This window comes from Komagataeibacter kakiaceti JCM 25156, from assembly GCF_000613305.1.
Genome location: NZ_BAIO01000201.1, coordinates 1 through 3,958 on the forward strand (window position 1 = coordinate 1; position 3,958 = coordinate 3,958).

The 3,958-nt window shown below is 64.7% G+C and carries 1 protein-coding gene and 1 pseudogene; one reads left to right on the top strand and one right to left on the bottom strand.

Annotated features, from left to right (window positions below):
* Positions 1–1,566 (top strand): dihydroxyacetone kinase subunit DhaK (locus JCM25156_RS23455; RefSeq protein WP_242402601.1); only part of this gene is annotated, 1,566 nt, incomplete at its 5' end.
* A 351-nt stretch (positions 1,567–1,917) separates the two neighbouring features.
* Here JCM25156_RS23455 and pgm read toward each other — a convergent pair.
* Positions 1,918–3,572 (bottom strand): annotated as a pseudogene (gene pgm, locus JCM25156_RS23460) (phosphoglucomutase (alpha-D-glucose-1,6-bisphosphate-dependent)); the annotation flags it as partial.
* Positions 3,573–3,958: the final 386 nt, after the last annotated feature.

The following is a 3,958-nucleotide window of genomic DNA, read 5'->3' on the forward strand; positions in this document are numbered from 1 at the left end:
GCCATCCTGGCCACGACAGGGCAGGCGGGCTGCCTGCTGGTGGTCAAGAACTATACCGGCGACCGGCTGAATTTCGGCCTCGCGGCAGAGCGCGCCCGCGCACTGGGCAGGCAGGTTGAAGTCGTGATCGTGGGGGATGACATCGCCCTGCCGGACTCAACCACCCCACGCGGCGTGGCGGGCACCATCCTGGCCCACAAACTGGCGGGGTACGGCGCGGCGCAGGGCTGGACGCTGGCGCGCGTGACCGAATTCGTACGCGCGGCGATACCGCGCATGCGCACCATCGGCCTGGCGCTGGAAGACTGCAACCCCTACGAGCCGGGACGGAGCAGCCGCCTTGCCGCCGATCAGGCCGAACTCGGGCTGGGCATCCACGGTGAACCGGGGGCGCAGCGCATCGCGCTGGCGGGGGCCAACGACCTGATGCGCAAGGCCGCCGGAACGCTGGAAGCCAGCCTGCCCACGGCCATGCCCGACACCCGCTTCGCGCTGGTTCTGAACAATCTGGGCTGCGTGCCGGAGGTCGAGATGGCGCTGCTGCTGCACGCCTTCAGCCATGTGCCGCTGGCCCGGCGCGTATCGCATGTGATCGGCCCGGCGCCGCTCATGACCGCGCTGGACATGAATGGCTTTTCCCTGACCCTGATCGAGATGGATGCTGCCATCACCGCCGCGCTGGCAGCCCCGGTCCAGCCACATGCGTGGCCGGGCATGGCCCCGCTGGACCAGCCCGCCATCGTGCCCATGCCCGACATGCCTGACGCCTTTCCCTATCCCCCCACGCGCAACGCCGTGGTGACCGACCTGCTGGAACGGGGCGCAAAGGTGCTGATCGCCAATGAGGCCCCGCTGAACGAACTGGATGGCAGGATAGGCGATGGCGACGCTGGTTCCACCTTCGCCGGGGCCGCGCGTGACATCATCGCCGTCATCGACCGCCTGCCCATGAATAAGCCACACCAGCTCATGACCACGATTGGCAATATCCTGACCCAGCATGCGGGCGGATCGAGCGGCGTGCTGTTCGCCATCATGTTCTCGGCCGCCGGGCGCAGCACGCAGCCGTGGCGGCAGGCATTGCGTGACGGGCTGGCGCATATGATGGAATGCGGCGGCGCGAAACCGGGCGACCGCACCATGATCGACGCGCTCTATCCCGCACTTGCCACGCTGGCTTCGGGTGGCAGCCTGCAACAGGTCGCGGCCGCCGCGCGGAAGGGGGCGGATTCAACCATCACCATGCACAGCGCCCGCGCCGGTCGGGCGCCTATGTGCCCAGTGAATACGTGCGCGACGTGCCCGATCCCGGCGCGGAAGCCGTGGCCCGCCTGCTGGAAGGTCTGGTGCAGAAGGTTGATAAAAAACAATAAAAGCTTTTTTGGCACCGCCTTTTTAAAAAAAGGCGGCGCTTTTCGGAACTTTTGGTTTGCGGGCATGTCCCGGCCTGTCAGCCGCGCAGGGTCCGGCACTGGTTTTCACCACGCCAGCCATTCTGTCCCTCAAGTGGCGTCAGCCGCCGCATCACCCCGCACCGCCGCACGAAAACCGGACAGCGCCCGATGAGCAATCCGGCAAGGATCATCTGGCGCATCCGCTCGCACCGGCGGTAACGGTGCTGGAAGAAGGGGTATTCCATCCAGTGCGTGTCCGTATGACGGGGCTGCCCTAACGGACAGCCTGCTTTCGGAAAAAACGCTCGACAGCCAGCATGCAGAGCAACGTCGCGATGCCAAAGCCCTCGCGTGTCTGGTCGATGAGGTAACGCATGACGGCCTCCTCTTTTGGCTATACTGCCGATAGTGACGCATCAGCCGCCAGATCGGAAGAAAAAACGCATTTTTCACTCTTCACGATTACGCCTGAACCGGTATCGGGCGGCGGCTGGCCGCAGGCGGGGCAGGGGGTGTCACGCCCCCTTTTTTCCGCGCGGGCGAACAGGGCGGAGATCGCATCCTGCGCCTCCTTCTGGATCATTTCGAGATGCGCCTCGCTCTTGAAACTTTCCGCATAGATTTTATACACGTTTTCGGTTCCGGACGGACGGGCCGCGAACCAGCCGTCCCTGGCCTTGACCTTGAGGCCGCCGATCTCCGCGTCATTGCCCGGCGCGCGGGTCAGGGTGCTGATGATCGGCTCACCCGCCAGTTCGGTCATGCCGATCTCCTCGGGGGAGAGCGCCTTGAGCAGCGCCTTCTGCGCCGGGCTGGCCGGGGCGTCGATCCGGGCATAGTAGGGCGTGCCAAGCCGGGTGGTCATGGCCGCGTAGGCCGCGCCGGGGGACTGGCCGGTACGGGCCGTGATCTCGGCGGCGAGCAGGCCCAGGATGATGCCATCCTTGTCCGTGGTCCAGACCGTGCCATCGCGGCGCAGGAAAGACGCGCCCGCGCTTTCCTCCCCCCCGAAGCCGAGCGTGCCGTTATATAGCCCATCCACGAACCACTTGAATCCAACCGGCACTTCCACCAGCCTGCGGCCCAGTTCCTTCGCCACGCGGTCGATCATGCTGCTGCTGACGACCGTCTTGCCCACGCCCGCGTTCGTGCCCCAGTTATCCCGGTTGTTGAACAGGTATTCGATGGCGGTGGCCAGATAATGGTTCGGGTTCATGAGCCCGTACCGACCGGACACGATACCGTGGCGGTCGGCGTCCGTATCATTGGCGAAGGCAATGTCGAAGCGGTCCTTCATGCCCACCAGCCGCGCCATGGCGTAGGGGGAGGAACAGTCCATGCGGATCTTTCCATCCCAGTCCGCCGTCATGAAGCGGAAGGTGGGATCGACCTCCGTGCTGACCACGGTGGCCTTAATGCCATACCGGTCGATGATCGGCTGCCAGTAATCCACCGCCGCCCCGCCCAGCGGGTCGATCCCGATGGAAATGCCACTATCGCGGATGATGTCCATATCCACCACCGCGCCCAGATCTTCGACATAGGGCGTGATGTAATCATGGCGCCGCACGGTGGGGGACGCCAGCGCGGTTTCATACGGAACGCGCCTGACCCCCTCCATGTTGCGGGCGATGTAATCATTCGCCGCCGTTTCCACCACCTTGGTAATGTCGGTATCCGCCGGGCCGCCATGGGGGGGGTTGTATTTGAAACCGCCATCCTCCGGCGGGTTGTGGGATGGGGTAATCACCACGCCATCGGCCAGCCCGCTGCTGCGGTCACGATTATAGGTCAGGATCGCGTGCGAGATGACGGGCGTGGGGGTATAGCCGTCCTTTGCGTCGATACGGGTTTCCACCCCGTTGGCGGCAAAGACCTCCAGCGCGGATTTGAGCGCCGGGCGCGACAGGGCGTGGGTGTCGATCCCGATGAAGAGCGGGCCGTCAATACGCGCGCCCCGGCGGTAATCACAGATTGCCTGGCTGATGGCGAGAATATGGTTTTCATTGAAGCTGGTGCTCAGTGATGACCCCCGGTGCCCCGATGTGCCAAACGCCACGCGCTGCGCCGCAACAGCCGGATCTGGCTTGCGGGTGTAGTAGCGTCAAGCAGGGCATCAATGTTGACAAGACGGTCCGGATCGACCGGCTTACCGGCAAAAGGGCTTATGCTGGGCATTTACTGCTCCTGAAATATGCACGAAAAAACGTATATTCTGACAAATTTCCATACAAGCAGGCCCACGGGGCGTCCACCCGCAAACCATCCCGCCAGACCCGCGCCAGCGGCGTCCACCCGCTGCCGGCCCATGGCGGGAAAGATGGAACATGACCCCCAACGCCAGAACGTGGTGGGGATGCCTGCGCCATGGCACATCCCCACGCCCTGTCCGGGGTCAGTCACGTTTGTGCGGGGCCATTGCGGCATGATGACGGCACGCCTATGTCAGGTACATGACCGATCCCGTAACCACCGCCCGGCCCCCCATGCCCGCGCAGGCCGAACATTTGCGCCGCCAGCGGCTGGAGCGACTGCTCCGGCGTCTGCCCGCACGGGGCGAACAG